This window comes from Bacillus sp. AFS018417, assembly GCF_002560985.1.
Lineage (GTDB): Bacteria > Bacillota > Bacilli > Bacillales > Bacillaceae_G > Bacillus_A > Bacillus_A rhizoplanae.
Genome location: NZ_NTTM01000077.1, coordinates 1 through 4,703 on the forward strand (window position 1 = coordinate 1; position 4,703 = coordinate 4,703).

General features: G+C 35.1%; 2 protein-coding genes and 2 pseudogenes. All 4 read right to left on the bottom strand.

Annotated elements, in window-relative coordinates; genetic code table 11:
- On the bottom strand, positions 1 to 1,567 hold a 1,567-nt coding region (locus CN326_RS22215; protein WP_369680122.1), incomplete at its 3' end, for a pLS20_p028 family conjugation system transmembrane protein.
- A 23-nt stretch (positions 1,568 to 1,590) separates the two neighbouring features.
- Positions 1,591 to 1,800 (bottom strand): hypothetical protein, encoded by a 210-nt coding sequence (locus CN326_RS22220; protein WP_098311143.1) that lies wholly within the window; start codon positions 1,798 to 1,800, stop codon positions 1,591 to 1,593.
- A gap of 70 nt (positions 1,801 to 1,870) precedes the next feature.
- Positions 1,871 to 4,021 (bottom strand): annotated as a pseudogene (locus CN326_RS22225) (VirD4-like conjugal transfer protein, CD1115 family); the annotation flags it as partial.
- Between the two features lie 105 nt (positions 4,022 to 4,126).
- Positions 4,127 to 4,558: pseudogene (locus CN326_RS25620) on the bottom strand (VirD4-like conjugal transfer protein, CD1115 family); the annotation flags it as partial.
- Between the last annotated feature and the right edge of the window lie 145 nt (positions 4,559 to 4,703).

The window sequence follows — 4,703 nt, forward strand, 5'->3', positions numbered from 1 at the left end:
TTGGTACTGAAGTTCCCTCACTTGCTATTCCTGCATCCTTCATTTCATCTTGAAGGCTTGTTTTACCAGTTTCTTGATTACCTGTTCCTTCTGGTTTTCCATTGCCTTCTTTCTTCATTTCTTCTTGAACAGACGGATTTGCACTATTCTTTTTATCTTCTTTATTATTTAATTTATCTTTTTCTTTATTTCCTAAGTCATTACCTTGCGCTTTCTTTTGTTCCGCTTTTTTCATTTGATCTTGCAACGATTCTTTATTTCCATCTTGGTTACCTTTTCTCAAACCATTTAGTATACCAGCTGCACCACCTGTAGCCATAGCTGCTGCACTTGCCGTTTTCGCTACTGCATCTCCAGCACCTGCTGCTGCACCTTTTGCACCTTTTCCAAGCATATTAGCAAGCCCTTTCATTGGTTTCGAGTTTGCTGCACTACTTATTCCTTTACCAAGTGCGACACCACCAGCTAACATTGCCCAGCTGCTCTTAAGTCCAATATCTATACCAAATAGCCGTTCAACGATAACTGGCCCATCTAAAACTGCCATACTAAATGCGGCTAATGCGATTAGATAGGGTACTCCATTTAATTTGTCATGAATAAATGCTGTTCCTAGCATGTAAAGTTTCAAGGATAGAAAAATCATGATAGTGACCACAAATATATTAAGAATGTTCGTTAACACTTGTTTTAACTTTTGCCCATTTGCAATATCTGCTGGGGCTAAAATATTTGCTAAAAGATAATTAAATGCTAACTCATAAAACAATCTAGCAAGCTTAATACTTACTAATAACATGGTTACACCTGTAACTAACAAGGTGATGAACATCGTCCAAAAATTCCAATGCCAGCGATAATACTTTTCTGGAAAGAAGTCAAACCAGCCATCTTTTAATTCCGCAAGGGATGCCACTCCTAGACCATCCATTACTCGTTTGTTTTGTAGAATTTTTTGACCATCATCTGATAAATTTTTGTCTTTCGAAACTTCAAAATCTTTATCTATTTTTTCTGTAATATCAATGTTTCTAATGTTTTTTTCAGGGATATTATTTTTTGGGGACATATTCTCTTTATCTTTCCATCCATTACTATCTACTTTTGCGATATCGATTAAGTTTTTCTTGATAATTTCATCACTGATGGAGCCTTTTTGCTCTGATTTTACAACCGCAATTGCATCATCGGTAAACTTATCGACTTTTGTCATTCCAGTTCCGAGTAAACAAAGCACACACAATGTAATGAAAATGTTTACTACTATTTGAGATCGGTTCATTTTTTTATTCATAATAAACATGTAGCCAATATACAAAAATGAAATGGCTAAAAGAACTACGAAAGCTGGGTACATCATATCAACAAATTCTTGTATCTGTGGAGAATTGAAAAATAATTTGATTCCTAATACTGCATCTGTAACGCCCTCTAATGCATCAACAATCAATGAAACACCTAGAATTAAAGACCAACCAATCCATCGAAAAACGTAATTGACGATATCGCCAATTTGGAGATAATCCGAAAACTCTTCTAGTACCTTTAAGATCTCTTCATCCTTCACGATTTGCCCTCCTTTCTCAATTGCTACTGCCCAAATACATCTTTTATCGTCCAATCTAACCGCTCATTAATGGGATCAATCCTTATAATCAAACTCCCTTCTTTTTCACGATCCACTGAAAGGAAAAGAACCGCATCTTTCAACCCAATAATTACTTCATTATTTTCTGTTACATACGGTGAGTAGTTGTCTAAAATTTGCTGCATTTCATCCGTTATTGTCGTCATACCCATTCGATCTTCCTCCTCTATTCTTGATTACATGACAAAGAAAAAAGCACTCAAATGTTTGAGTACTTTTTGTTTAACTTGTGATTGCCTCTTTCTTCTCAGCTAAATCACTTAAAATTCTATTTATCTTTCCTTCAACTGCTTGATAAATCCCTTTATCGATATGATCATTATGAGCTAACATTTTTAATTCTTCATAAAACTCTTCCATTACTTGATTTTTTACCTCTTCTATCGTTTTTCCCAGCTGATCTAAAAATAACTTTTCTACCAGTTTTAACATCGCTAAATCAGAGTAAAAAAACTCAACTACCGTTTTCGACTTCCAGTTTTCAATAGAAAGCACATCAAATGGACTATCCTCTTGCTCATTCGTATCTTGGTCAACATCAACATCTTCGTTGATTCCCATCATTTTTGGTGATTCCTCTTGCTTACTTTCTTCTGTATCTACTGGTGAAGGAGGTTCTTCCGATGATTCAGATGGTAAGTTTTCGATTTTTTCATCCTTTGTTTCACCAAAAAAATTTACAATCAGTTTTTTCGGATCTACTTCAGCATGTAAAGATTCAATATCTATGTCTAAAATAGATTTATCTGTATCAAACTCTTCTCCAAGGTATTCCCAGCGATACTTTAATGCTGTTTCCTCAGTATTATAGATAGGATGAGGTCTAATCCGCTTCCGTTCATTATCTTGGCGCTTAATAACACGAATAACAGCACTTTCGCCCTCTTTAAAGCTCATTAATTCATTCGCTGTTAGAAGCTGTTTTTGATCTACACTTTCTGTTTTATTTTTATCCGTAGAAAGTCCTTTACCACTTCGAGATAATGAATTGATTGTTTTGTTTCCTAATTTTTTAGAAATTTTTTCGGCTGTTTCTGTATCGTTTGTCAAAATATAAATCGTATTCCCACAGTTCCCATCAATTGTAGGGGCATCATCACCATATTTATTTTTCAGTTGTGAATATGCTTGAATAATTAGATTGAAACGAATATTTCTACCTAGACAAACCGTAACAATATTCGCCATCCCCTCAATACTCGGCATATTTCCGAATTCATCAAGCATAAACACTACTTCACGATGGCATTTCCCACCACGAGCAAGTGATGCTCCTTTTGCTAAAATAAAGTAAAGCTGCCTCACAAAAATAGAAGCAATTACATGATTAGAAGAGTCAAAATCTGGTGTAATCATAAAAATAGCGATTGGCTTATCAAAATAATCAACAGATACTATGTTCACCGCTGCATTTGCTTCTATTACTTTAAAGTCTATTTCCCCAGTTTTCTCATCGATTTTTTCGATTGAAATAATAGCTTTCTTATTACTTTCCTTTTCCATTACCTGTATTTTATCTTTCACTTTTATCTGTTGTTTAAAGTCCAGCTCAAAACGTCCAGCAATATCAGCTTTAATTGATTCTTTCGTACCATCTGGAAATAAGATTTCCACTCTTTTTCTAGGTGTCGCTTTTCCTTTTATGCTTTTGCCAAAACCAACACGTTTCAAATCAATACTGTTTTTGGATGTCATTTTAGCAATTTCATCAAATGTGAAAATAGATAATCCATTCATCGTTTGCGTGAAAATACCACCCCTTGTCGTTCCTTTTGAGAAGTTAGAAGTTGCATATTGCATCTTCGCTACGCTGTCAGCTGGTAAACTTTCAAAATACAAATCTAAAGCGTTTTGAGTGGCTCCTTCTTCATTAATCACTACATCCTTTGAACCAAGTTCTGATAACATATTGGCAACTGCATACATTCCAATCTTCTCTTCTGTTCCTTCAGTTATACATTTATCTGTAATGGCTAATATCATTGCATTACATAGACTCATGGCACATTGTTGCCAAAAAGGATCTTTCGCATTTGGATTATAGTAAAGTGTATGAGAAAGGGTTTTACACAAAGCCTGAGCTGTTGAATAATCGCCATCTTTATACGCGTTTTTGACTAGCTGTACCAGATCATAGCTCATAGAATCAATGGGATTCAAAAGATTTAACACTTCAATGTGATACCCTCGTTGTTCAAGCGTGTCCTTAGAAGCACTAAATAATTCACCTTTGGGATCGTTGAAAATTAAAGAAGGTTGGTGTTCCGCCCTAGAATACACATCTATGGTTGGAAAAACGAATGTTTCCCCTTTTCCTGAACGAGTAGTACCAATAATTAGATTGTTAACAGGGCTATCATCAATAAAGAGTCTTCCTGCGTGTGCTTTTATTTTTAACTGCTGAATAGCGTTCCACTTCCCTATGCCTTTGGCTTCCATGACCACTTTTGCTTGTTGCATAATGGCATTCCATGAAGTTTCATCATATCGAGAAATTACAACACCGCCACCGCCTTTAAATGTTTTTTCTCTATCTGGTATAGCTCGATATTGTTTTTTCAACTCTTCAATTGTTGTAAATCGGCTAGATCCTTTTTGATTATTATTTAAATCTTTGAAAGATGATTTTAATTGGTACACCGTTCTTGCTATAGTTCCGATAGCTACAAGGAAAACAATCAAGTAAAAAATGGGGTGCTCTACAATGGGCATTTGAAAGAAGTATCCCACCTCAACATGAAAAGGTTGTGGTTCTAGCAAGTTATTGAATGTTGTTCGAATCAACTCTAACGCTAAATTTAATAGAAAGTTTGCAATTAAAAAGATCCCTATAAACAAACAAGTGCTCAATGGAATGAGCACTTGTTTGTCAGCTAATTTATATTTAATTGATTTCTTCTCCTCATACATAATTATCTAACCTCCAATATCCCCCTTTTTATACCGTCACATTTGATTTCGTATTATTTTCTTGTTGCTGCTTTTCATCCGATTTGTGTTCTGGTTTTTCTGGCTTTGGCTCTGGTTTTTCTGGTTTCGGCTCCGGTTTTTCTGG